This is a genomic window from Streptomyces sp. NPDC049954 (assembly GCF_040656295.1).
Taxonomy (GTDB): Bacteria; Actinomycetota; Actinomycetes; order Streptomycetales; family Streptomycetaceae; genus Streptomyces.
The window spans coordinates 99,933-121,960 of the sequence record NZ_JBFALS010000014.1 but is presented as its reverse complement, the minus strand read 5'-3'; the positions used below and the strand labels follow the sequence as shown (position 1 = coordinate 121,960).

Annotated in this window: 23 protein-coding genes and 1 other RNA gene; 11 read left to right on the top strand and 13 right to left on the bottom strand. The window is 72.2% G+C overall.

Annotation, left to right across the window (positions count from 1 at the left end):
* The first annotated feature begins 14 nt into the window (after window positions 1-14).
* The 3 genes from AB0J21_RS27550 (at window position 15) to ssrA (ending at window position 2,219) form a co-directional block, all read left to right on the top strand.
* Window positions 15-1,172 (top strand): S41 family peptidase, encoded by a 1,158-nt coding sequence (locus AB0J21_RS27550; RefSeq protein WP_363148813.1) that lies wholly within the window; start codon window positions 15-17, stop codon window positions 1,170-1,172.
* Between the two features lie 18 nt (window positions 1,173-1,190).
* Window positions 1,191-1,673 (top strand): SsrA-binding protein SmpB, encoded by a 483-nt coding sequence (gene smpB, locus AB0J21_RS27545; RefSeq protein ID WP_363148812.1) that lies wholly within the window; start codon window positions 1,191-1,193, stop codon window positions 1,671-1,673.
* Between the two features lie 158 nt (window positions 1,674-1,831).
* Window positions 1,832-2,219, top strand: a transfer-messenger RNA (tmRNA) gene (ssrA, locus tag AB0J21_RS27540).
* Window positions 2,220-2,350: 131 nt separating this feature from the next.
* Here the strand turns inward: ssrA and AB0J21_RS27535 are convergent.
* The 8 genes from AB0J21_RS27535 to AB0J21_RS27500 form a co-directional block, all read right to left on the bottom strand.
* Window positions 2,351-3,007 carry a class I SAM-dependent methyltransferase gene (locus tag AB0J21_RS27535; RefSeq protein ID WP_363148811.1) on the bottom strand — a complete coding sequence of 219 codons (657 nt, stop codon included), beginning with the start codon at window positions 3,005-3,007 and terminating at the stop codon, window positions 2,351-2,353.
* 109 nt (window positions 3,008-3,116) lie between these two features.
* On the bottom strand, window positions 3,117-3,620 hold the full coding sequence (locus AB0J21_RS27530) for a hypothetical protein (protein WP_363148810.1): 504 nt from the start codon (window positions 3,618-3,620) through the stop codon (window positions 3,117-3,119).
* A 242-nt stretch (window positions 3,621-3,862) separates the two neighbouring features.
* Window positions 3,863-4,711, bottom strand: coding sequence for a helix-turn-helix transcriptional regulator (locus AB0J21_RS27525; RefSeq protein WP_363148809.1), 849 nt, complete (start codon window positions 4,709-4,711; stop codon window positions 3,863-3,865).
* A 26-nt stretch (window positions 4,712-4,737) separates the two neighbouring features.
* On the bottom strand, window positions 4,738-5,271 hold the full coding sequence (locus AB0J21_RS27520) for a DUF6879 family protein (protein WP_363148808.1): 534 nt from the start codon (window positions 5,269-5,271) through the stop codon (window positions 4,738-4,740).
* On the bottom strand, window positions 5,243-5,503 hold the full coding sequence (locus AB0J21_RS27515; protein WP_363148807.1) for a hypothetical protein: 261 nt from the start codon (window positions 5,501-5,503) through the stop codon (window positions 5,243-5,245). The genes AB0J21_RS27520 and AB0J21_RS27515 overlap by 29 nt, the downstream gene beginning before the upstream one ends.
* Window positions 5,504-5,771: 268 nt before the next feature.
* Window positions 5,772-5,984, bottom strand: coding sequence for a DUF397 domain-containing protein (locus AB0J21_RS27510; protein ID WP_363148806.1), 213 nt, complete (start codon window positions 5,982-5,984; stop codon window positions 5,772-5,774).
* Between the two features lie 115 nt (window positions 5,985-6,099).
* Window positions 6,100-6,300 carry a DUF397 domain-containing protein gene (locus AB0J21_RS27505; RefSeq protein ID WP_363148805.1) on the bottom strand — a complete coding sequence of 67 codons (201 nt, stop codon included), beginning with the start codon at window positions 6,298-6,300 and terminating at the stop codon, window positions 6,100-6,102.
* Complete coding sequence (locus AB0J21_RS27500) at window positions 6,297-7,169, bottom strand: helix-turn-helix transcriptional regulator (protein WP_363148804.1); 873 nt, start codon at window positions 7,167-7,169, stop codon at window positions 6,297-6,299. The genes AB0J21_RS27505 and AB0J21_RS27500 overlap by 4 nt, the downstream gene beginning before the upstream one ends.
* Window positions 7,170-7,400: 231 nt before the next feature.
* Here AB0J21_RS27500 and AB0J21_RS27495 point away from each other — a divergent pair, with 231 nt between their 5' ends.
* Together AB0J21_RS27495 and AB0J21_RS27490 are read left to right on the top strand one after the other, a co-directional pair.
* On the top strand, window positions 7,401-7,793 hold the full coding sequence (locus AB0J21_RS27495; protein WP_363148803.1) for an ATP-binding protein: 393 nt from the start codon (window positions 7,401-7,403) through the stop codon (window positions 7,791-7,793).
* Window positions 7,794-7,839: 46 nt separating this feature from the next.
* Window positions 7,840-8,130, top strand: a complete 291-nt coding sequence (locus AB0J21_RS27490) for a hypothetical protein (RefSeq protein WP_363148802.1) — start codon at window positions 7,840-7,842, stop codon at window positions 8,128-8,130.
* Window positions 8,131-8,414: 284 nt separating this feature from the next.
* Here AB0J21_RS27490 and AB0J21_RS27485 read toward each other — a convergent pair whose 3' ends face one another.
* The 4 genes from AB0J21_RS27485 to AB0J21_RS27470 all read right to left on the bottom strand — a co-directional run bounded on the left by AB0J21_RS27485 (window position 8,415) and on the right by AB0J21_RS27470 (window position 13,446).
* Window positions 8,415-10,106, bottom strand: coding sequence for a glycoside hydrolase family 13 protein (locus AB0J21_RS27485; protein WP_363148801.1), 1,692 nt, complete (start codon window positions 10,104-10,106; stop codon window positions 8,415-8,417).
* 192 nt (window positions 10,107-10,298) lie between these two features.
* The gene (locus AB0J21_RS27480) at window positions 10,299-11,147 is read right to left on the bottom strand and encodes a carbohydrate ABC transporter permease (protein WP_363148800.1); all 849 of its coding nucleotides are present in this window, start codon (window positions 11,145-11,147) and stop codon (window positions 10,299-10,301) included.
* Entirely contained in the window at window positions 11,144-12,121 is a 978-nt protein-coding gene (locus AB0J21_RS27475) for a sugar ABC transporter permease (protein WP_363148799.1), read from the bottom strand. The genes AB0J21_RS27480 and AB0J21_RS27475 overlap by 4 nt, the downstream gene beginning before the upstream one ends.
* Window positions 12,118-13,446: an extracellular solute-binding protein gene (locus tag AB0J21_RS27470; protein ID WP_363148798.1), complete on the bottom strand. Its 1,329-nt coding sequence runs from the start codon at window positions 13,444-13,446 to the stop codon at window positions 12,118-12,120. Before AB0J21_RS27470 ends, AB0J21_RS27475 begins: the two co-directional genes overlap by 4 nt.
* 199 nt (window positions 13,447-13,645) lie before the next feature.
* Here AB0J21_RS27470 and AB0J21_RS27465 point away from each other — a divergent pair, with 199 nt between their 5' ends.
* Entirely contained in the window at window positions 13,646-14,716 is a 1,071-nt protein-coding gene (locus AB0J21_RS27465; protein ID WP_363148797.1) for a LacI family DNA-binding transcriptional regulator, read from the top strand.
* Window positions 14,717-14,929: 213 nt separating this feature from the next.
* On the opposite strand, the gene AB0J21_RS27460 is transcribed toward AB0J21_RS27465, so the two are convergent.
* Complete coding sequence (locus AB0J21_RS27460; protein WP_363148861.1) at window positions 14,930-15,511, bottom strand: helix-turn-helix domain-containing protein; 582 nt, start codon at window positions 15,509-15,511, stop codon at window positions 14,930-14,932.
* A 163-nt stretch (window positions 15,512-15,674) separates the two neighbouring features.
* Here AB0J21_RS27460 and AB0J21_RS27455 point away from each other — a divergent pair, with 163 nt between their 5' ends.
* The 5 genes from AB0J21_RS27455 to AB0J21_RS27435 all read left to right on the top strand — a co-directional run bounded on the left by AB0J21_RS27455 (window position 15,675) and on the right by AB0J21_RS27435 (window position 21,735).
* Window positions 15,675-15,872, top strand: coding sequence for a hypothetical protein (locus tag AB0J21_RS27455; protein ID WP_363148796.1), 198 nt, complete (start codon window positions 15,675-15,677; stop codon window positions 15,870-15,872).
* A 47-nt stretch (window positions 15,873-15,919) separates the two neighbouring features.
* Window positions 15,920-16,666: a LysR substrate-binding domain-containing protein gene (locus tag AB0J21_RS27450; RefSeq protein ID WP_363148795.1), complete on the top strand. Its 747-nt coding sequence runs from the start codon at window positions 15,920-15,922 to the stop codon at window positions 16,664-16,666.
* Between the two features lie 198 nt (window positions 16,667-16,864).
* On the top strand, window positions 16,865-17,881 hold the full coding sequence (locus tag AB0J21_RS27445) for a translation initiation factor IF-2 (RefSeq protein WP_363148794.1): 1,017 nt from the start codon (window positions 16,865-16,867) through the stop codon (window positions 17,879-17,881).
* 312 nt (window positions 17,882-18,193) lie between these two features.
* Entirely contained in the window at window positions 18,194-20,434 is a 2,241-nt protein-coding gene (locus tag AB0J21_RS27440) for a glycosyltransferase (RefSeq protein ID WP_363148793.1), read from the top strand.
* On the top strand, window positions 20,431-21,735 hold the full coding sequence (locus AB0J21_RS27435; RefSeq protein ID WP_363148792.1) for an acyltransferase: 1,305 nt from the start codon (window positions 20,431-20,433) through the stop codon (window positions 21,733-21,735). Before AB0J21_RS27440 ends, AB0J21_RS27435 begins: the two co-directional genes overlap by 4 nt.
* Window positions 21,736-22,028: the final 293 nt, after the last annotated feature.

Genomic DNA, 22,028 nt, shown 5'->3' with positions numbered 1-22,028 from the left:
CTAGACTCCCCGCCATGCCGGATTCCGACGCCTTTCCCCGAAGCCGGTCCCCGCGCACCGGCGGCCACGGCGCCGCCGTACCGCTGCTGTTCGCGGGGGTCCTCGTGGCCGGAGTGTGCGGCGGCTGGCCCCCGCAGGCCGCCGTGGCGGGCGCACCGGCCCCGGCGGCCGCCGTCGCCCGGCCCGCGTCCCCCGCCCCGTCCGCCGGGGCCCTGGAGCGCCACACGGCACCGGCCCCCGTCAGCAGGGGCGGCGGACGCTGGGACGCCGTCTACGACGCGGCCGGCTGGACCGCGTACCGGCGCTCCCTGGAGGGCGCGTACACGGGGGTGGGCCTGTCCGTCGCCCACGACGCCGAGGGCGCCCTGCGGGTACGGCGCCTGCGGCCGGGCGGCCCCGCCGAGGCGGCCGGACTGCGCGTCGGCGACCGGTTGCTCACCGTGGCGGGACGTACGACGGAGGGCGTTCCCGTGACCGAGGTCGTCGCCCTGCTGCGCGGCGGCCCCGACGCGGGCCCCGGCTCCCCGGTCACCGTGCGCCTGGAGCGCGCCGGCCGGGAGCACACCGTACGGCTGCGCCGCGCCACCGTCACCACGCCCCCGGTGAGTGTGCACCCGCTGGGCCCCGAGGCCGTACGCATCAAGGTCAGCGCCTTCACGAAGGGCTCGGGGGCCCGGCTGCGGGAGGCGGTCGCCGAGGTCCCGCACGGCACCGGCATCGCGCTCGACCTGCGCGGCAACCCCGGCGGGCTGGTCACCGAGGCCGCCGACGCGGCGGGCGCCTTCCTGGACGGCGGCCTCGTCGCCACGTACGAGGCGCACGGCGCCCAGCAGGCCCTCTACGCGGACCGCCCGGACCCGGGGGAGCCGGGCCCCGACGCCCGCAGACCCGTGGTCGCGCTCGTCGACGCGGGGACGATGAGCGCGGCCGAACTCCTCACCGGGGCGCTCCAGGACCGGGGCAGGGCCGTCGTCGTCGGCGAGCGGACCTTCGGCAAGGGCTCCGTGCAGCAACCGCGACCCCTGCCGGACGGGGGCGCAGCCGAACGCACCGTCGGCCACTGGCGCACCCCCGCGGGCCGCGACGTGGACGGCACCGGCCTCGTCCCGGACGTCCCCGGCGGCGACGAGCAGGCCCGCACGGTATTGAGTGGCCTCGGACACCCCTCGTAGTGCGAAAATGGACGGACCATGGCTAAGGAAAAAGGACGCAAGCTGGTCGCGCAGAACAAGAAGGCGCGACACGACTACACCATCATCGACACCTACGAGTGCGGAATGGTGCTCAGCGGTACGGAGGTCAAGTCGCTGCGCCAGGGCAGGGCCTCCCTGGTGGACGGCTTCGTGCAGATCGACGGGCACGAGGCATGGCTGCACAACGTGCACATCCCCGAGTACACGCAGGGCACCTGGACCAACCACTCGGCCCGTCGCCGCCGCAAGCTCCTGATGCACCGCGAGGAGATCGACAAGCTGGAGTCGAAGTCCCAGGAGACGGGGCACACCATCGTCCCGCTCGCCCTGTACTTCAAGGACGGCCGCGCCAAGATCGAGATCGCCCTCGCCAAGGGCAAGCGCGAGTTCGACAAGCGCCAGACCCTGCGCGAGAAGCAGGACACCCGCGAGGCCCAGCGCGCCATCTCGGCGGCCCGCCGCAAGCAGCGCGCGGCCTGACCGGCACCGGTCCGTCACCCGCGGTGGCGGACGGATCGGGCCGGGCGCGCGGGAATGCGCTGGCCCCGGCCCGCGTTGTTCACGTACGATGGGCCACGCACCCTCCGAGGTGCGGGCGACCGGCGCCTTCCGGGGCGGCGGTCTTGACAACACCACATGGGGATGATCGGTTTCGACAGCGGATGTCGAAGCAGGGGAAGCGAGCCGAGGAAGCGGCAATGATCTCGTAAACCATATGTCGCAAACAATAATCGCCAATACCAAGCGCGATTCCTCCGCCTTCGCCCTCGCTGCCTAATTAGCAGCTAAGCGAAGACTCTGCGGAGTGTCAGCCCGGGAGTGTTCCCGACCCGGATCCTGGCATCAGCTAGGGGACTAAACCACTAGACCTGGTCACGGGGCCTGGTGGGAAATCAAACAGTGACTGAGCCCGTCGGAGACTTGTCCGCGAGATCTCCGGGGCCGAGAAAAGCGAAGCGGACTGCGCTCGGAGAAGCCCTGGTTCCGCACCGTTGGACGCGGGTTCGATTCCCGCCATCTCCACCACCCCATGTAAAACAGCCCCTGACCTGCCGAGACATAGGCAGGTCGGGGGCTGTTCCCGTGTGTGGGCCCGGAACACGCGGCGGTGACCGCCCCGGCGCCCAGCCTGAGCGTCTTCTACGAGCAGCGTGCGGTCACCGCACCTCGGCCCGGACGATCAGAGTCCCGATGTGGCCTTGCCGCGGGGCGTCGAGCACGGTGGCCCGAGCGGTGGCGAAACCCGCGCTCAGGAGGAGGCGCTCCCATGTCTCGGGGGTGTGGCTGTAGCGATAGGTGAACAAGGCCGGCCCGGCGAATCCGCCTTTGTACATGCCTTGCGGCCCGTACGCTCCGGGGATCGCGGGAGGCTGTGAGAACACGAGTACCCCGCCGGGGTTGAGACTCCGCGCCACGAGGGGAAACAAACGGGCGGGGTCGGTGAACCAGGCTGCCCCGAAGACGGAGTACACGGCGTCGTACCTGGCGGCCGGCTCCGAGAGGTAGTCGAGGACTTCGGCGCACTCGAACCTGGCGCCGGTTGCCCGCCAGCGTTCCCGCGTCTTGGCGACCATGACCGGCGACAGGTCGACGCCTGTGGCTTGCACGCCCCGCCCGGCGAGTGCGGCCAGGGCGCGCCCGGTGCCGCATCCGATGTCCAGGACGGTCGCCGGGTTGCCGAGGAGTTCCGGGCCGGGCCCGTGTCCCGGGTACTGGGTCCAGCAGAAGGCCGGCTCGGCCTCGGGCTTGAAGGCGCTCTCGGCGTAGGTGTCCCAGAGTTCGCGCTCGGCAGCGATGTCGTGGTGGGCGGGCAACTGGGCTCCTTCGGTGACGTGGTGGGGGCGGGTAGCGCCTCGCGAGGGCCGGATTCGAGTCAGGGGTTCCCGGCTCGGGGCCCGCACCCTCGCGAAGCGGGGCCAGGGATCAGTGGGAGTCGGGGACCTTGTCGTCGCAGGGCGAGCAGTCGGCGCCGTCCACGGCCCACAGTTCCTCGTCGGGGGTGAAGCCGTTCTCGCGCAACAGGTCGGCGGTGCGCAGCACGATTCCGTCCCTGCGGCGCCGGATGAACGGCGCGTGGTGCTTGAACTCGCCGTTGTTGTGCGTGGTGAAGAAGGCGAACAGCACCGGCGTGTCCAGGTAGATCTGGTGGACGCCCTTGTCGACGAGCTTGCCGACACCGAGGTGCCAGTCGGGGCGCTCGATCGCCGTGATCAGGTACATCACGGCGTTGCCCAGGATGCGCTCGGCCATGTCGCGCACCATCTCGTTGTCTCGGAGCAGCAAAGCGATCTCGCGGTCCCAGGGCGTCAGGCCGCAGTCGGAGACGTTGACGGGCAGGTGCCTCACGTGCCGCTGTGCCGCGTTGAGGAGTTCACGCGGGTCACGGGTCCGTGGGGGCGTGGTGCGGGGTTCGAGGGCGGTGCTCACGTCATGCGGTCCCTTCGGTGAGTGGGGGACGCTGAGGCCGTCTCCTGTACGGCCTTCCAGCGGTGGCACCGGCGGACCAGCGGCACGCTCGATGTCAGCGGCGGGCCGCCCGGCCCGCGCCGCGTGCGCGGCTTGCTGAGGGTGCCGCCGACGTGGACCGGGTGGACGCTGATCGCCGTACGCATGACGCTAGAGGCGGCCGTGCGGAGCGCACCACTTTGTTGCACGGCCTTGCACGCGGATCACCCGAGGGTGTTGATCGCGTCCGTGATCAGCCTGCGGGCACGGGTCCCGTAGACGGCGCTCTCGCTCATCTCGGCGAACGCCTTCGAGTAGGTCGAGACCTCGCCGGGCGCGGTGACGTTGACGGCGGCCGTCAGCAGTTCGGAGCTCACCTGGCGGTCGTCGAAGAGGTAGAACGCTTCCAGTGGCCACACGCGGCGTTCGGCGTCGAACGGGATGACGCCGAGGCTGACGTTCGGCAGCGCCATGACCGCCAAGAGGTAGCCGAGCTGGGAGGCCATCGTGTCCGGCGGCCCGATGCGGTAGCGGAGCACCGTCTCCTCCAGCAGGAACGCGAACCGGTGGTCTCCCTCGTACAGGACTCCGGAGCGCTCCAGGCGGCGGGCGGCGGCCTGCCGCGCGTCGTCCGGCGTGCCCTGGAAGCGGGCGATCGCAGAGAGCAGCGCGGTCGCGTAACCCTCGGTCTGGAGGATGCCTGGCACCACGTTGGAGCAGTAGATCCGAAAACGCCTGGTGCCGGCGTACAGCGGGAGCACCTCGGCCTGGGCCCGGCTCATGCCGTGGCGGTGCAGCTTCTTCCAGTGCACGTACATCTGGTCGGCCTGGCGATTGGCGGCGACGAGGTCGGCTGCCTGGTCCTCGGCGGCGCACGCCGTGCACCACTCTCGTACGTCGGCGTCCGAGGGTGGCGTCCTCGCGTTCTCGATCCGGGAACGCTTCGAGGGGCTCCAGCCGCACCGGAGAGCCAGTTCCGCACCGGTCAGGCCGGCATCGCGGCGAATGTCCCGCAGCCTTGCCGCGAGGCGTTCACGTGCGGCCTGAGCGGCGGACGAGGGTGAGGTGGTCATGGGGGCCGGCTCTTCGGTCGGGCTGGTCAGATCGTGTACTTCTCGTGCGGGATACCTCGCTCCCACACCGTCTCGAAGGCGCTCGCGGCGAGTTGGACGACGGCGGGCTCGGTGCGCACCTCCCACTTCGGCTCAGCCCAGTTCCCGTCACCGGAGAAGTGGTTGAACAACACCGAGGTGCGGTCGAAGAGCCAGAAGTCGTTGCCCGGCAGGGCGATGTCCGAGGCGAGCCTCCGGGGCAGCCATCGCAGGTCCTCGCCGGCGTGGACGTTGACCGTCGCGCCGGCGTGCTCGTACCCGATGTAGGCGGTGACGGGCTCCGAGACGACACGGGCCCGGCGCATCGCCACACCACGTGCGACCGTGCGGCTGACGAGATCGACCCACGGGGTCCAGTACGCCGAGGCGGGGTCCGTGTCGCGCTCGCCGGTGCGCTTCCAGTGCGCGAAGTCGGCCGTCTCGTCGCCCACCCCGTACACGTCGCGCATCTCCAGGTGGCAGGCGGAGTGGCGGGCGTCTGCCAGCAGTTCCTCAAAGCCCGGCTCGTCGCTCCGCGACATCGCACGCCTCCCTGATCATCGACACCATGCGGGCCGGGACCCTTACGACGGCCTCGTTCGCCGGAATCCCCTCGGCGTGGCCGGGGACCCGCGTCGCCGCGCACTCGGCCCGCAACTCGGTGCCGGGCTTCCAGCCCTGGAACACCAGCTCCGCGTTCTCCTCGTCGACCCACACCGTGGGCGAACCCTGCTGACCTGTTTCAGGATCGATCCCGATGAACCGTAACGCCATGACCGCCTCCGGACCCGAGCCGATTGCACTGCCTTGCACGACGATCGCTCGGCGGGGTGAGACCGTCAAGGGTGTGCGGGGGTGACAGGGGCCGGATTCGGTCGCGCGGAGCCGATGGCAGAGCCCCCCGGCAGAGCCTTCTCGACATGGCCCTCGCATCGCGGTGGCAGGCGGCGACGCGCCCCGGATCCTGGCGTACTCGCGTGACGTCGCCAGAGCACGAGGGAATGGGCCGGGGCCCGAGAGGCCCGGCCCTCCCCTGGCCGGGTCAGCCGAGGTCGCCGCCGTCGAGGCTGTCGGTGAAGGTGTTCCAGCCGGTGTTGGTGACGAGGAGGAGTGGGCCGGTCTTGCGCTTGCTGTCGCGGATCGCGCGTCCGCCGTCGGACAGCGGGGCCACCTCGACGCAGTTGTCCTGTGGACCGCTCGCAGTGGCCTTGACGAAGGGGCCCGTGAGGGTGGGGTTGCTCGGCTGGGCGCTCATGGAGCCAGCGTAGGACTGTCGGGGGCGGCGGGGTAGGCCGTCGCCTCGGAGCACGAGCCGGAGCCCCGGTGCCGCACGGGCGCCGGGGCTCCAGTTCAGGCAACTGCCGTTGCCGTCAGCCGAGGTCGCCGCCGTCGAGGCTGTCGGTGAAGGTGTTCCAGCCGGTGTTGGTGACGAGGAGGAGTGGGCCGGTCTTGCGCTTGCTGTCGCGGATCGCGCGTCCGCCGTCGGACAGCGGGGCCACCTCGACGCAGTTGTCCTGCTGACCGCTCGCAGTGGCCTTGACGAAGGGGCCGATGACGACGGGCTTGCTCATGCTTGCGTCCTCTTGTCTGTTGCTCTTCGACGCATCTCGGCCATGACCTCCGTGATGCGGCTCAATGAATCGGCGGGACTCAGAGCGCTCGCACGGAGGTGGTCGAAAGCTCCGGAGAACGCTTCGAGACGGCCAGGCTGATCCATGAAGAGTGTGCCGGTCAGGTTGGACACACTAACAATGCTGGTGTCGACCGGGAAGTCGAAGATGACGAAGGCGCTTTGGGCTCCCGCGTGCGCTCCCGCCTCGAAGGGGAGCACCTGGAGAGTGACGTTGTTCCTGGCCATCAGCTTCTGTAGATGCTGAAGCTGGGCAGTCATGACGTCGTAGCCGCCCACCACCTGGCGCAGCGCTCCTTCGGTCACGATGATCCACAGCCGGGGCGCGTTGGGCCCCTCCAGGATCGTCTGCCGCTCCAAGCGCGTCTTGATCAGTGAGTCGGCGTGCCCCTGGGGCAGAACTGCCGGACCGCTTGCGATGACGTGCCGGATGTAGTCCGGGGTTTGTGCGAGCCCGGGCAGAATCATGCCCTCGAAGGTGCGAATCCCCGTCGCCGCGCCCTCCAGCTCGATGAAGTCCCGGTACTCGCGCGGCAACGCGTCCTCGTAGGCGATCCACCAGCCCTGCAGCCGCGCGTCCTTGGCGGTCTCCACGTAGGCGGACACCTGTCGCTCGTCGGTGACGCCGTAGAGCGCGAGCAGGGCCTTGAGGTCGGTGCGGGAGACGCGGACCTCGCCCTTCTCTATCCGGCTCATCTTCGACTGGGAGAAGCCGAGTTCCTCGGCCACCGCCTCGGCCGTCAGGTTCATCCCACGCCGCATCTGCCGCAGGTCCGAACCCAGCCGGCGGCTCCTGATCGTCTGGCCCATCACGCTCCCTGAAGGTGTGTCGCGTCAGTTTGCCCGGTTGCTCACCTGGGCCGCAAGCAACCCCTAAGGGGTGTAAGTCAATCAGGGACTTGCAATGCGGGTAATTGCACGACTACTTTGATGCTCGATGGTCACGCAAAGTCATGATCGATGGCGATGTGTGATGCCGCTGCGTGGTGCGCCCGAACGCCCTGGGGCGAACGGCACCACACACCGAGAGGTGCGTCCCTGGTGTGGAAGAGCAAACAGGAACTTCGCTGTCCTGCCGTCGAGGAGTCCGTGCCACCGGCGCGCCGGGCCGTCCGGTACTGCGCCCTGGGATGGGGGCTCGACGCGGGTCTCGCGGACACGGCCGAACTGCTCGCGAGTGAGCTGGTCACCAACGCCGTGCTGCACGCGGACGGCGCAGACGACTGCCGGGTGACCTGCGAACTGTCGGGGGCCGCCTTCACGGTGACGGTCATCGATCAGGGGAACGGCATCCCGTCGATGCGCCGCGAGGAAGCCGGGGAACCCGAGCCGGGCGGGCGAGGATTGCTCCTTGTCGACACTCTCGCGGACGAGTGGGGAGTACGGGGCGCGGCACCCGGCAAGGCGGTGTACTTCGTCCTCGCCGTGCCCTGAACGGGACCCGCCGCCAGCGATTCGACGCCGAGAAGAGAGATGAGCGATGGACGACAACCACGTACGACCGAGTGTGTACGGTTCGCGGTCGGGGCCGGGCACGGACACGACCGGGCGCCCCGGCCCGAGCAGCGAGGAGGCGCTCCGGGAGGGTGACCTCGCTGCCAGGGACCTCGCCGACGCGCTGAAACTCGCGGGGATCACACTCCCCTCGCTGCGGGGCGACTTCCCCGGCTTCGAGAACCGCCCCCTCGTCCACCTGGGCGGCGCATCGGCTGCTCTGGCCCGGGAGTTGGCCGCGTGGGTACGAGAGCGGGCGCAGGCCCAGAGGGCATAGCGCGTGGCTGCGGTGCCGGAGGGCCGGGACGGGCGCAGCCGGCCCGCCTTGCGCTATGCGAGGTGTGCGGCGGTGGGCTGCTGGGACGCGAGCCAGTCGGCCACCGTGCGTACGACGAACCCCTGGCCCCGGTACGTGAGCTACGTGTCCGTCACGCGGGCCGGGCCGCCCCGCCCGCCGGTGCCGCGTGGTCCGGTCCCGGGGCGGTGGTGCTAGGTGTCTCGGGGGCGGACTGCCGGGGCCCCACCCGCCGTCCTCGCGACGGGAGGGCCAGGCAGAGCGCCTCAGCGTGCGGAGGCGGAGCCCGTGCGCAGCCAGGCCGTGGTCCACGGCGGGAGTTCGTCGTCCGGCAGGGGGCCGGAGGCGAGGAGGATCTCGCCCGGCGGCAGCGGTACGGGCTGGTCGCCGAGGTTGCTGAGGGTGTGCCAGTCGTTGGCGCGGGCGAACCACAGCAGGCCCCGGCGGGTCTGGTCCGGGGAGGACTGCCACTTCAGGTCCTCGTCCGCGACCAGTGTGCGGCGCAGTCGCAGGGCCTCGCGGTACAGGCGCAGGAAGGAGTCCTCGTCCTCGTTCTGCGCGTCGGCCGCGTACTGGCCCCAGTCGGCCGGCTGCGGCAGCCACGAGCCGCCGGGGCCGAAACCGAAGCTGCTGCCCTCGCCGGTCCACGGGAGCGGTACGCGGCAGCCGTCGCGCCCCTTGACGCGTCCGCCGCTGCGGACCCACATCGGGTCCTGGAGATCCGCGCGCTCCAGGCCGGCGACCTCGGGCAGGCCCAGTTCCTCGCCCTGGTAGACGTACGCGGACCCGGGCAGCGCCAGCATCAGCAGCGCCGCGGCGCGTGCCTTGCGTACGCCCGCCGCCCGGTCCGGGACCGGCTCCCGGCCGTCGGTGAGCAGCCACGCCTCGATGTCCTGCTTGGTGTAGTCGACGGGCAGGGCGTAGCGGGAGACGTGCCGCACCACGTCGTGGTTGGAGAGCACCCACGTGCTGGTCGCCCCCGCGCGGCGGGCGTCGGCCAGCGCGGTGTCGATGGTGGAGTGCAGTTCGCCGGCGTCGAGCCGCGCGCCGAGGAAATCGAAGTTGAACGCCTGCCCCAGCCCGTCCGAAGAGGCGTAGGCCGTACGCCGGGAGGTGCGCACCCACGCCTCGGCGACGGCGAAGCGCGGCGGGTCGTACGCGTTGAAGACCTGTCGCCAGCCGCGGTAGATCTCGTGCACCGCGTCGCGGTCCCAGAGCGGGTGGCTCCCGTCGACCGGCAGGGCGTCGGGCTGGTAGCTGCGCTGCTCCCCGAGGTCGCGCAGCGGGGCGCGCAGGTCCTTGGCGAGGCCGTGGGCGACGTCGACGCGGAACCCCGCGACGCCCCGGTCGGACCAGAACCGCAGGGTGTCGTGGAAGTCCTCGCGGACCTCGGGGTTGTCCCAGTTGAAGTCGGGCTGCTCGGGAGCGTAGAGGTGCAGGTACCACTGGCCGTCGGGTATCCGGGTCCAGGCGGGGCCGCCGAAGCTGGAGGGCCAGTCGGTGGGCGGCAGTTCACCCCTCTCGCCCCGGCCGTCGCGGAAGACGTACCGCTCGCGGGCCGCCGAACCGGGCGCGGCCGCGAGCGCCTCCTGGAACCAGACGTGCTGGTCGGAGGAGTGGTTGGGCACGATGTCGACCATGATCTTCAGGCCGAGCCGGCCGGCGGTGGCGACCATCTCGTCGAAGTCGTCGAGGGTGCCGAGGCGGGGGTCGACGTCGCGGTAGTCGGCGACGTCGTAACCGCCGTCGGCGAGCTGCGAGGGGTAGAACGGGCTCAGCCAGACGGCGTCCACGCCGAGTTCCGCGAGGTAGGGCAGGCGGGAGGTGACGCCGGGGATGTCGCCGATGCCGTCGCCGTCCGAGTCGGCGAAGCTGCGCGGGTAGACCTGGTAGACGACGGCCTGCCGCCACCAGTCCGCGTCGTGGGGGGAGGGGGCGGGGGAGTCGGGGTGCGGCATCGGTGAACCTCTCGGGCGCGTGTCCGGACTGGCTGAGCTGAGTGGTGCGGGCGTGGGTACGGGGCGGAGTGCGGGTGCGGGTGTGGGGAAGCGGCGGGGGCGGCCGTCGGAGCCGTCAGCCGGGGGCGGGGCGACGGCCGTCGGGGCCGCCGCCCCTCCCGGAAAGAAGAACAAGGCTTCGTGCGGGGCCGCTCAGCCCTTCACGGCGCCGGTCGTCATACCGGAGACGACCGACCGGCGGAAGATCAGCACCAGGAGGGCGATCGGCACGGTGGCCACCATCGCGCCGGCGAAGATCGTCCCGTACGGGACCTGGTACTGGCTGGTGAACAGCGCGATGCCCACGGACACGGTGCGGCGGTCGTCGGAGCCGTTGAACGTGAGGGCGAGCAGGAACTCCGACCAGGTCGCCGTGAAGGAGAACACTCCGGCCGTGAACAGTCCCGGCCGGGCCAGCGGAAGGATCACCGTCAGCGCGGTGCGCAGCGGTCCCGCGCCGTCGACGACGGCGGCCTCCTCCAGTTCGCCCGGGATACCGCTGAGGTAGTTGCGCATGATCCAGATCGCGAACGGCAGGTTCAGCGCCACATAGGGGACGATCAGGCCCGGATAGCTGTTGAGGACGCCGAACTGGCGCTCCATCAGGAACAGCGGCACGAGCAGGGCGACCGGCGGGAAGACCGACAGCATCAGCAGCGCGGTCATGACGGCCCCGCGGCCCCGCAACGGCAGCCGGGCGAGGGCGTATCCGGCGAAGAACGCCAGGGACAGGATCAGCACGGTGGAGACACCGGCCACGACGACGCTGTTGAGGAAGTAGTGGCCGATCCCGTTGCGGGTGAAGGCGCTCTCGTAGTTGCTCAGTGTGGGGTGCTTCGGCAGCAGGGAGGGCGGCGTCGCGCTGATCTCCTCGGGCCCCTTGAAGGAGGCGGACGCCATCCAGAACAGGGGCAGCGTGGCGCACACGGCGATCAGCAGCCCGCCCAGGTTGACGAGATTGACGTAACGGCGCAGTCCCGTGCGCGGGGTGTGGCGGCTCATGCCCGGCCTCCCTCGTCGACGTGGGCGCGGAAGACGCGCAGGAACAACAGGCAGCAGCCCAGGACGATGGCGGCGGTGGTGACGGCGACGGCGGCGCCGCCTCCGAAGTCGAGGTTCTGGAAGAGGATCCGGTACCCGAGGATCGCCACCGACTGGGTGGCCGTGCCCGGACCGCCCTGGGTCAGCACGAACGGCAGGTCGAAGATCCCGAACGCCTGGAGGATGCGGAAGAGGACCGCGATGGCGACGATGGGCCGCAGCTGCGGCAGCGTCACCTTCCAGAACGTGGTCCACACACCCGCGCCGTCGATCTCGGCGGCCTCGTAGACGTCACCGGGGATGAGCATCAGACCGGCGAGGACGACGATGGCGACGAACGGTGTCGTCTTCCACACGTCGACGGCGACCATGGCCCCCATCGCGGGCACCGGCCGGCCGAGGATGTCGGGCGTGCTGCCGAGCACCTCTTCGCACAGCCAGCTGATCGCGCCGTAGGTCCCGTTGAACAGGTACGACCACAGCTGGGCGGCGATCACGTTGATCAGCGCCCAGGGCAGCAGAAGCAGGGCGAGTATCCAGCCGCGGGCGGCGCCGAGCCGTTCCAGCACGAGCGCCGTGAGGGTCCCGAGGACCAGTTCGACGAAGACCGAGACGACCGTGAAGCCCAGCGTGAACGCGAGGGCCCGGTACCACTCGGAGTGCGTCAGCAGCGCCTCGTAATGACTGAGGGTGGGCGAGCCGAGCCGCAGTCCGCCGAATTCGAGCCGGACCTCGCAGAACGACAGCACCAGTGAGAAGACGACGGGGAAGACCGTCACCGCGGCGATGACGAGGAGCGCGGGCGAGGCGAACAGCCACCCGGTACGCGCGCGACGGCGGGCCGCCGAGCCCCGGGGTGACGGCTGGGAGGCCCCGGCGGGTACGTCCTTCTTCGGCGGTTTCCCCGCCGTCCTCGCCGGAAGTACGGAAGTCACAGCGCTTTTCCTTCCAGGGCCGTACGCAGCCCCTCGGCCGCGGCACGGACTCCGTCCGCGGGGGAGAGACCGCCGCGCACGACCGCGTTCGCCGGGGTGTACAGCGCCTTGCTGACCTGCGGGTAGTACGGGGTCTGCACCGGCCGGGCGACGAGTCGCAGGTCTGTGGCGCGCAGAACCGTCGGGTCACCTGCGGTGCGGGCCTCCGGGCCGTCGAGCACGGAGGTCATCGCGGGGACGACCCCGGCTTCCCGGGCGAGGAGGCGCTGCACCTCCTCCCCGGCGCAGAACCGGGCGAAGGCCATGGCGGCGCCCAGTTCCCGGGAGTTGGGGTTGACGAGGTTGCTCCAGCCACCGGCGCAGGAGACACCGGAGCGGCCGGTGCCCTCGAAGCCCGGACGCGGGGCGGCCCCGATCTTCCCGGCGACCCGGGAGACCTTGGGGGTGTTCGCGTTGACCCAGGCGTACGACCAGTTGCGTAGGAACAGGGCGCGCCCGTTGGCGAAGGCGTCCTGCGAGTCCGACTCCTGGTACGTGGCGACGGTGCGGGGCGTGACCCCGCGGGCGGTGAACTCGGCCATCAGGGAGAACGCCCGCTCCGCCGCCGCGCCGCCCAGGACGGCCCTGCCCCGCCCGTCCAGGACCTCGGCGCCCGCGTCGGCGAGGAACTCGGTGACGTTGGCCGTCAGCGATTCGGTCACCGCCGCCTGCCACAGGAACCCGGTCTCCGTGTCCCCGGCCCGCTGCACCGTGCGGGAGGTGCGCAGCAGCTCCTCCCAGCTGCGGGGGACGCGCAGCCCGTGCTTGGCGAGGAGGTCCTTGCGGTAGTAGAGGTAGCTGTTGTCGGTGAAGAACGGCACCGCGTAGACGTGGCCCTCGTACGTGGAGCTGTCGCGCAGGGCCGCCGGGTAGGCGTCCCAGAAACCGGCCGGCAGCAGCTTCTCCACCGGCAGCGCGAGCGAGGAGTGACCGAGCTGCGCGGGCCACGTCGTGTCGCCCTGGTACACGTCGGGCTGGGGGGAGCCGCCGGCGAGCTGGGTGGTGATGGCGCTGCGGTTGCCGTCCGAGGTGGACAGCGCGTTGATCTTCGAGACGCGGACGCCGGGATGCCTTCGCTCGAAGGCGCGGATGATCAGGTCCACGACGACGGCGCCCCGCCGTGAGGGGATCTCGGACACCCACCAGGTCAGCCGGGCCCCCTTGCGGGGAACGGTCGCGGCCTGCGCGAGCAGACCGTCGAGGTCCTTCCCTCCGCATCCGGTCAGCAGCCCCGCCGCGGCGGCGCCCATGGCGCCCGTCAGCAGTGCTCTGCGGTGCAGGGACATGGCGTACTCCTCCCCTCTCGGACTGTCTGATGACAGCGCTGTCACCGTAGGATCGGGAGTCCGGTGTGTCAATGGTCGCAGTACTTTCAAGGAAACGGGGCAATCTTCTTATGGTGGAGTTCAGCGGCGGAGGTGGAGAATGACAGCGCTGTCATCACGTCCGGGCCGCTCGGGTGACCGCTGTGTTAGCGTCCCGCACATGGTCGGTGAAGCCGCTGAGAAGGGCGCCACGCTGGCGGACGTCGCCCGGCGGGCCGGGGTCTCCCCCTCGACCGTCTCCCGCACTCTGCGCGGTCTGTCGACGGTGTCTCCCGCGACCCGGGCGCGTGTGGAGAAGGCGGCGCGCGAGTTGTCGTTCGCGATCTCGCGCAGCGCGTCCAGCCTGGTCACGGGGCGTACGGGCCGGGTCGCCGTGCTCGTGCCCAACCTCGACTCCTGGTTCCTGGGCGCGGCGCTCGCCGGACTGGCGCCCGCGCTCAACGCGGCCGGACTGGACATGCTCGTCTACAGCGTCACCACCCCCGAGCAGCGCGGGCGGTTCTTCGAGCATCTGCCCGCCCGCCGCAACGCCGACGCCCTGCTCGTGGTCAGCTTCGCGCTGTCCCCCGGGGAACGGGCGCGGCTGGACGACCTGGGCATGCCGCTGGTCTTCGTCAGCCAGCACGAGAAGGACCGGGCCGGTGTCTACGTGGACGACGTGGAGGCCGCCCGGCGCGGTACCCGCTACCTGCTCAACCTCGGCCACCGGCGCATCGCCTACCTGGAGCCCGCGGACGCCTCGGGCTTCGCCTGGAGCAGCAGGGCCCGCCTCGACGGCTACCGCACGGCGCTGGCCGAGGCGGGCCTCGCGCAGGACGCGGACCTGGTCCGCCAGGTCGCCAACTGGCAGGGGCCGAGCCTGGACGCGGCGGTGGGACGGCTGCTGAGCCTCGACGATCCCCCCACCGCGATCTTCGCCGAGACGGACGACATCGCCTTCAGGCTGCTCACGGTGTTGCGCGGCGTCAACGTCCCGGTGCCGCAGCGGATGTCCATCCTGGGCTTCGACGGCCACGCGATGGCGGCGCCCTGGGACCTGTCCACGCTGGCCCAGCCGGCCCGCCGGCTGGGCGAGGCGGCGGCGGAGCTGACCTACCGCCTGATCCAGGACCCCGAGGCGTACCGCGCCGAGCACGTGGTCCTGCCGGTGGAACTGGTCCCGCGAGGCAGCACCGGCCCGGCGCCGTCCCCGCCTCCGGAGCCCGGTGACGGGGGCGGTGTCCGGGAGTAAGGGGGCGGCGGGAGCCGGCGGCCGTTTCGGGTGGCCTTTCCCCGGGACCGGCCTGGGGCCGGTGGGCCCGCCTCAGGTGTGGTGGTCCGCTCTCTCCGCGCTGACCGGGCTCGCGTCCGTGGCGGCGGACTCGGCCTTCCTCAGGCGGGCCGATGTCGCTCGCCCCTGCCCGGCCGGGACCCGCGCCCGCCCGCGCCGGGCCGAAGTGTGCCGTCACATCCCCGGCTGCCCTGCGAGCCCGGCCGCAGCCCCCGCTCCTCGCAGCAGCGTGTCCACGACGCGGGTCGCGAGCGCGTCCGCGTCCGCGTCGCCGCCCGTGTCCTCCCCGGCCGCCTCGTGGATGAGGGCGTAGTAGACGCGCCGGGTCCAGTCGAGGTCGATGTCGGGGCGCAGCACGCCCGCCTCCTGGGCGCGGCGGAACAGCCGGACACATCTGGCCCGGACCTCGGCGTGGATGCGGGCCGCCTCGGGGTGGGCGTCCCCGGCCGTGCGGTTCATGGCGAACGACCAGCCGGTCTTCACCCGCAGGACGTTGGCGGTGACCTGGTAGAGGGCGACGAGTGGCGGGGCGGCGTCCGGACGGGCGGCGTCGACGGCGTCCGCGAACTGGCGGGCGGCCCAGCCGGTGAGCTCGTCCAGGAGCGCCTCGCGGGTGGCGAACCGGCGGTGGACCGTGGTCCGGGCGACGCCGGCGGCCTGCGCGAGCTGCTCCATGGTCGCCGCCGGGTTGGCGGCGAGGACGCGCTCGGCCGCTTCCAGGATCTTCCGCACGGTCCGCTCGGAATCGGCTCGCAAGGGGCGTTGCGCCTGCTGTTCCGTCTGCGCTTCCGTCTGCTGTTCCGTCTGCTGCTTCTGGGCCGTCACGGCGACATGCTACATCCGTAATCCGTACAGGCGACTACTTGCGACATTAGTGTTGCGTGTCATAGGTTCCGGGCGTCAGGGGTGTGTCACCTCGGTGATCCTCGGTGCCCGCACCGTCGACCAGCTCACCGACCAGCTCGCCGCCGCCGAGGTCCGGCTCGACGACGAGATCCTCGACCGCATCGACGAGATCGTCGCCCCCGGCGTCACGCTCAACCCCGCGGACTGCGACTACCGGCGGCCGGCCCTGACCGACTCCGAGCAGCGCCGCAGGCCCGCCCGGCACCGCTGACGGGCGTCACGGGACGGCCCGGCGGCGCGCCCCCGCCGGGGTGGCCGGTGCCGCAGGACGCGCTGCTCGCCGCGTGGGGGAGCGCCGAACCGCTGCTCGTGGACGTCAACTCACCGGGCCTGGTGGGGGAGAGGATCGTCGCACGGGCCCGGGCGCTCGTCCCCGAGCGGGAACTCATGATCCGGTACGAGAGCGGGCTCACGCACGCCGCCGCCGAGATCCTCGCCGGACGGCTCGACGCCTCCTTCGGACGGTTCGCCGGACTCGCCCCCGGGGTCGCCGCCCGCCTGGAGCAACAGCCGGTGCGGTACGAGCCGATGGTCCTCGTCCTGCCCGGGGACCACCCCCTCGCCGGGCTGTCCGCCGTACCGCTCGCCGCGCTCGCCGGACACGAGGTGTACGCGGGCGACGGCAACCCCAGGACCGAGGAGTGGACGGACCTCGCGCGCCGGCTCTTCGCCCCCTACGGCGTCCTGCTCGCCCCGCCCGCCCCGCTCGCCGTCGGGGAGGCCGAGTTCGCCCGGATCATGGCGAAGAGAAGGTGTCCGGTACTGGCGGTGCGCGGATTCCCCGCCATGACGGGGACCGTGAGCCGGCCGCTCGTGGACCCCGTGCCGCTCTCTCCCGTGTCCCTGGTCTGGCGCAGAGGGAGACGGGACCCCGCGCTCGACGCCCTGCGCCGCGCCGCCCGTGATCTGGCGAGCGAGGAATCATGGCTCATCCGACCGGATTCCGCATGGCTTCCGACCAAAGATGCACTCATCATGGTGAGTCGGGCGGAAAACGTCGTATGACCATTCTTTGCTGCGCTACGTTGCTCCCCCGGGCGCAGTGGGACAAAAGGGGGCGCTCGGACCGGGTGGGGGCCCGGTCCGGCTTGAGGCGGCGCCCGGATCGCCTGCGCACCCGTACAGCCACAATGGGGGAAGTGCGCACACGTGGAAACCTGGCGAGAAGACGCCTCAACCGGGCGCAGTCATGAGCCGCACGAGGTGACCGTCCAGCTCGACGGACTCGGGCGCAGGGTGGGGCGACCGCCCGGCCGGGACGGGGCCGCCGTGCCGGGTGAGGGCGGCGCCGGCCCGGAGGGGCCGGTGTTCGTGGACTCCTCGGGGCGGCGCAGCAGGCGGTACCGCCGGATCGGTCTCCTGCTCGGCGTGGCCTGCGGGATCTACGCGGTCGTGATCGCCGCGACCCTGCTGTCCGGCAACGCGCACGCTCCGTGGCTGCCGTTGCCGGGTCCCGTCAAGGACCGGCCCGCGGGCAAGGTGAGGACCGTGCCCGAGCCGGCCGAGGGCGCCGGGGGCGTGAACGAGGGGACGGTGGCGCCCGGCCCCGGGGTCACCGGCCTGCCCGTCGCGGGCGGTGGACCCGGGCTCGTCGTACCCGCCCTGCCCGGGGAGGACGCGGCGGTGGGCGTCCGCGTCCCCAAGGCCCCCGTGAGCGCGCACAGGTCCGGGGCCGCGACGCAGCCCGGCAAGGGCGCCACCGGCGGCACCCCCGCCCCCGGCAAGGGCGGCGGCCCCGGAACGGGCTCGGGCTCGGGCTCGGGTACGGGCACGGCGGGCGGATCAGCCGGTCAGACGCCCGGCACCGGAACGGGTGGGACCGGGGGCGGCGGCACCAAGCCCGATCCCGGTACGGGCTCGGGCAACCCCGGTACGGGTACCGGCGATCCGGGCTCCGGGACCGGCGGCACCGATCCGGGAACCGGCACCGGCGACCCCGGCACCGGCACGGGCGGCACCGACCCCGCGCCCGGCGGCGGCACCGGGACCGGCGGCACCGGCGGCGAACCGAGCGGCCCGCCCGCCGGGGAGACGGGCGGCGGCACCGTCCCGCAGACCGGCGGCGAGACCCCGCTCCCCGAGCCCTCGGGCACGCAGGACGCGGGCGCCGGTCCCGGCGGCCCGGGTGGCCCAGGAGGCCAGGGCGGCGGCAGCCCCCGCCCCGGCGCGTCCGCCTCGTCCTCCTCCTCCGGCGACTCGGGGGCGAACGGCGCGGCCTGAGCCGAGCCGTGCCGGACCGCCACCGCCTCCGTCGCCGCCGTACGAAGTGGTGAGGAGCACCGCCGTACGAAGTGGTGAGGAGCGCCGCGTGCGGGCCCGGGCGGGCGGCGTCCTCACGGCAGCACGGTCCAGTCCACCCTGCCGGTGACGCTCAACCGCGCACTGCGCGCGGGCCGTTGACGTCCCTCCGCGCCCCGCGCCCCGCCCGGAACCCCGTTTCTCCCTCCCCGTTCTCCCCGTTCTCGTTCCCCGTAGGAACTCCGGCCGCCCGTGACGGGCCGGCCGCCCGGCCCCGGAAGGGCTCATCCGCTCATGACCAACCGCTCGCGGGCAGCGCACACCCGCTCCGGAGTTCCCCGGCCCCGGCCGCCCCGCAAACGCCGGCGGCGCCGGGGCCTGCCGCTGCGCTACCTGCTTCCCGTCCTCTTCCTCGTCGCGGTCTTCGCGATGCTCATGCTGCGCGGCTACGTGCACAGCGAGATCATGGCCGACCACCGCGTCCGCCCCGAGGCGTCCACCGACCGGGTGCCGGAGCGCATCATCGACGGCGGGCCCGTCATCGACACGCGGGGCGGGCAGGCCAAGTCGCTGCGGATACCCGGGCACCGGCTCGTCCTCACCTTCGACGACGGCCCCGACCCCGAGTGGACGCCCAGAGTCCTCGACGTGCTCAGGAAGCACCACGCGCACGCCACCTTCTTCGTCACCGGCACGATGGCCTCGCGCTACCCCGCGCTGGTGCGCCGCATGGTCGACGAGGGGCACGAGGTGGGCCTGCACACCTTCAACCACCCTGATCTCTCCTACCAGTCGAAGACCCGGATCGACTGGGAGCTGTCGCAGAACCAGCTCGCCCTCGCGGGCGCCGCCGGGGTGCGCACCTCGCTGTTCCGGCCGCCGTACTCCTCGTACGCGAACGCGATGGACGACAAGTCCTGGCCGGTCACCCGGTACATCGGGGGGCGCGGCTACCTCACCGTCGTCAACGACTACGACAGCGAGGACTGGCGGCGGCCCGGCGTCGGCACGATCATCCGTAACGCGACACCGAAGGACGGCAGGGGCGCCGTCGTCCTCATGCACGACTCGGGTGGCGACCGCTCCCAGACCCTCGCCGCGCTCGACCGCTACCTGCCCGGACTCCAGGCGAAGGGCTACCGGTTCAGCACGCTCACGGAGGCCCTGGACGCGCCCAGCGCGCTCGCCCCGGTCACCGGGCCCGACCTGTGGAAGGGCAGGGCCTGGGTGTGGCTGGTCGCCGCCTCCGACCGGCTGACCTCGGTCCTGGTCGTCGGCCTCGCCGTGACCGGCAGCCTCGTCATCGGCCGCTTCGTGCTCATGCTCGTCCTGTCCTTCGCGCACTCCCGCAAGGTGCGCCGGCGCGGATTCCGCTGGGGCCCGGAGGTCACCGAACCGGTGACGGTGCTGGTACCGGCGTACAACGAGGCCAAGTGCATCGTCGCGACGGTCACCTCGCTCACGAAGAGCGACCACCCCGTCGAGGTCATCGTGATCGACGACGGGTCCAGCGACGACACCGCGGGCATCGTGGAGCGGCTGGGGCTGCCGGACGTGCGCGTCGTGCGCCAGCGCAACGCGGGAAAGCCCGCCGCCCTCAACAACGGCATCGCGCACGCCCGTCACGAACTCGTCGTCATGATGGACGGCGACACCGTCTTCGAGGGCTCCACGGTGCGGGAACTCGTCCAGCCCTTCGCCGACCCGCGCGTCGGCGCCGTCGCCGGGAACGCGAAGGTCGGCAACCGGGACTCGATGATCGGCGCCTGGCAGCACATCGAGTACGTCATGGGCTTCAACCTGGACCGCCGCATGTACGACGTGCTGCGCTGCATGCCGACCATCCCCGGCGCCGTCGGCGCGTTCCGCATGTCGGCGCTGCGGCGGGTCGGCGGGATGAGCGAGGACACCCTCGCCGAGGACACCGACATCACCATGGCGATCCACCGCGACGGCTGGCACGTCGTGTACGCCGAGAAGGCCCGCGCCTGGACCGAGGCGCCCGAGACCGTGCGGCAACTGTGGTCGCAGCGCTACCGCTGGAGCTACGGCACGATGCAGGCGATCTGGAAGCACCGCGGCGCCGTCCTCGACCGGGGCGCCTCGGGACGCTTCGGCCGCGTCGGACTGCCGCTCGTGTCCCTGTTCATGGTGCTGGCGCCGCTGCTCGCCCCACTCATCGACGTCTTCCTGCTGTACGGGCTCGTCTTCGGGCCCACCGCGCGGACACTGGGCGCCTGGTTCGGCGTCCTCGCCCTCCAAGTGGTGTGCGCCGCCTACGCGTTCCGGCTCGACCGGGAACGCATGACGCACCTCGTGTCGCTGCCGCTCCAGCAGATCCTGTACCGGCAGCTCATGTACGTCGTCCTGCTCCAGTCCTGGATCACCGCGCTGACCGGCGGCCGCCTGCGCTGGCAGAAACTGCGCCGCACCGGCGTCCTGGACGCCACCGGCACCCCCCGGCCGACGCCCACGAAACCCGGACGAACCGGTGCGGACGAGGCCCGCGCCCAGGAACGGAGGCCGGTCGGATGAGCCGCGCACCGCAGTCCCCGCCCCCGCCCCCGCCGTACGAGAACACGGACGGCGCCCCACCGCCGTACGCCGCCACGGCCCGCCCGGAGGCCGCGGACACGGCGCCGCTGCCCCGCCAGAACCCCGGACCGCCGGCCGCGCCCACCCGGCCCGGCCGCGACCGCTACCTCGACCTGCTGCGCTCCGTCGCGCTCGTGCGCGTCGTCTTCTACCACGTCTTCGGCTACGCCTGGCTGAGCATCGTCTTCCCGTCCATGGGCGTCATGTTCGCCCTGGCCGGTTCGCTCATGGCGCGTTCCCTGGCCCGGCCCGCGCTCGGCGTGATCCGGGGGCGGCTGCGCCGACTGCTGCCGCCCGTCTGGCTGTTCGCCGCCGTCGTCGTGCCGATGATGCTGTACGCGGGGTGGCGCGCGCCGCGCGGGGAGGCGCTCGGCTGGTGGCTGCGGCTGGCCACCTACCTCGTACCGGTCGGTGCCCCGCCCTACCCCGACGGGCTCGGCCCGGACAGCGGCTGGCTGGAGTCCGCGTGGCCCGACGAGGCGGCCGGGCCGCTGTGGTACATCCGCGCCTACCTGTGGTTCGTGATCGCCTCCCCGCTGCTGCTGAGGGCGGTGCGCCGGCTGCCCTGGGTGACACTGCTCGCGCCCCTCGCGCTCACCGCCGTGCTCGGCACCTCCCTCGTGACGCTCCCCGGGGAGACCGGTCTCGCGCTCACCGACTACGCACAGTACGGGAGTTGCTGGGTGCTCGGCATGGCGTACCAGGAGGGGACGCTCGCGAAGGTGCCGCGCTACCTCGCGGTCTCCCTCTCCGCGTTCCTCATGGCCCTCGGGCTGTGGTGGGCGGTCGGCCACCCCGGCGAGGACGGGCTCGACCTCAACGACATCCCGCTCGCGCAGGCCCTGTGGTCCTTCGGGTTCGTGGTGATCCTCCTCCAGTACGCGCCGTCCTGGCGGCAACTGCCCGGGAGACTGGCCCGGTTCGACCGGCTCGTCACACTCAGCAACAACCGCGCGGTGACCATCTACCTGTGGCACAACCTGCTCATCATGGCCACCGTGCCGGTCGTCGACCTCGCGTGGCGGCTGCCGTTCACCGACGGGGCGGCGGGGACCCTGCTCGGTCAGACGTACTCCCTGTGGATGTTCCTCGTGGTGTGGCCGCTCCTCGCCGTCGTGATCGTGCTCGTCGGCTGGGTCGAGGACGTCGCCGCGCGCCGCCGCCCGCGCCTGTGGCCGGACGGACGCGACAAGCGGCGCGGGGACGGGCGCGGGCGGCGCGCGGGACAGGCCCGCGACTGAGCGGACCTCCGGGCGCCCGGAGGACGGCGGCCGGCACCTCCGGCTCGTCCCCCGGCCGCTACGCCGCGTGCGCACCCCGCGCCCGGGCCGTATACCTTCGCGGGCCCGCCCGGCCGCCGTCCCGCACGCCGGGCCGGGCCGGAACCCGTACGCGGCGGGGCGGGGGCAGGGCGCGATCACCTCCGTGACCCCGGCGGAATACCGTGGAACCGGGTCGGTCACCTGTCCTCGGCAGGCTCGGCCGGCCGCGCCGTACCTCGGCGCGCACGGAAGACTCGACGAGCGCGGGACGA